Raw genomic sequence first — 1,412 nt, 5'->3', positions numbered from 1 at the left:
GCCAGTGGGCGCGCCGTCAACACCAATCGCGCGCCGGTAAAGACCGGAAGACTTGCAGAACTTCAGCAGGATATCCGCCTGACGACCGGCCGCCCGTATCAAGATAGGGCGATTGCTGAAATTATGGGTGATATTCAGCCTAAGGCGAAGTGTTTACGGCGCGAATCAGAGAATCCGTTGATGTATCCGCAAAATGCGACCTTAACATCATGCTGGGTGTGCCAGTCTCGCTGCTAGACTGGATCTGCTTCCAGAGGCATAAAACACTGTCGACGGGTAGGTTATCAAAGCAATCATTTTTACGGCTAAGCGACAAGATTAATTCATGTCCGCTCAGGATGTACTGGCCGTCATCTGCGCCGTATTGTGCACTAAGGTCAGTATAGTAATTGCAGCCCGAAGGACAGTGACGCAGGGCCAACAGTCATTTCCAATGCCGGTTCACTTTATACGGTTGTGATAGTCGCGCCAGTGACGCGACTAAAGAAAAGGTCTCGCAATGAGCCATATCTGCTTTCGGATCAAGTACGAGATGAACGAGATCCCTTCAGGGCTGGATGTAGGTGATGTCTCTGGCCGGATGTTGGCGCATCCCACTTGCCGCAAACCGTTGTTGCAGCAAATTTGATGCAATGTTCAAAGCATGACTATTGTCGCTTGCAGCTGCATGTGATCCGGATGCCGTTCTAATGCATAGCCTACACAGGCGATGCGATCCGACCTGACAACCCGAATCCTTTAGTTTTGCGGCCATGTAAGGTCTGCAATAGATGCCGAAACCCAGCTTGTTCAGATCGCAGATATCGGCAAGGATCACATGTCGAAGCGCCGCTGGCTATACCATAGCCGTCGATGCTGCCACGCATGCTGTCCGTACTCTGTAACGCCCATCAATCGGACAGGGTGGCTACCCGAAAGAATACCTAAATCATTTTGCGATGAGCTGACACCTCTTGGTTTTCTTAAACAGGAAAAAACCAAGGCGCCGTTCTATCATTTCCAACGTTCTCCGGAAAAACCGTCCGCACGACTGCATCCTGAATTCGCTGAATTCGTGCTATATAGGCTTCTCTTAATGCAACCGATAGTTTTCCTAAAGAAGGATGTATCCTGCACAGATATATTCGCCTTGTTGAAGATTGCCTGATCATAAGATAGGATACAATTTAATGCCGTGCTAGGGCGCGGCCCAGTTCACTACGTGCGGCATCACGCTTGAGCTCGTTGGTGCGTATCGCTGGTATATTCTATCAATGTGCGGAAAAGTCGCTTTCAAAAGATAGGTGCGAAGTCCGGAAATGTCTAGGGCCCGTGGACAATCATACTTCCCATAGATTTTGATTTCTGATTCAAATCTCCCAAACGGAGGTTGGGATGAACGAGCAGCGCTTTGTGGTGACGGATCGTGTGTG

Annotated in this window: 2 protein-coding genes; both read left to right on the top strand. The window is 49.7% G+C overall.

Annotated elements, in window-relative coordinates; genetic code table 11:
* Positions 1–237 (top strand): hypothetical protein (locus DWB67_RS18235; RefSeq protein ID WP_220475183.1); only part of this gene is annotated, 237 nt, incomplete at its 5' end.
* Positions 238–499: 262 nt separating this feature from the next.
* Entirely contained in the window at positions 500–628 is a 129-nt protein-coding gene (locus DWB67_RS18550; RefSeq protein ID WP_255418753.1) for a hypothetical protein, read from the top strand.
* The last annotated feature ends 784 nt before the right edge of the window (positions 629–1,412 follow it).

Source organism: Paracoccus sp. JM45 (genome assembly GCF_003590715.1).
GTDB lineage: Bacteria > Pseudomonadota > Alphaproteobacteria > Rhodobacterales > Rhodobacteraceae > Paracoccus.
The sequence above is the reverse complement of the archived record's forward strand: the minus strand, read 5'-3'. Positions and strand labels throughout refer to the sequence as shown.

Excerpts from the sequence above, each read along its gene's own strand:
- DWB67_RS18550 (WP_255418753.1), top strand. The coding sequence starts at position 500 with ATGAGCCATATCTGCTTTCGGATCAAGTACGAGATGAACGAGATCCCT.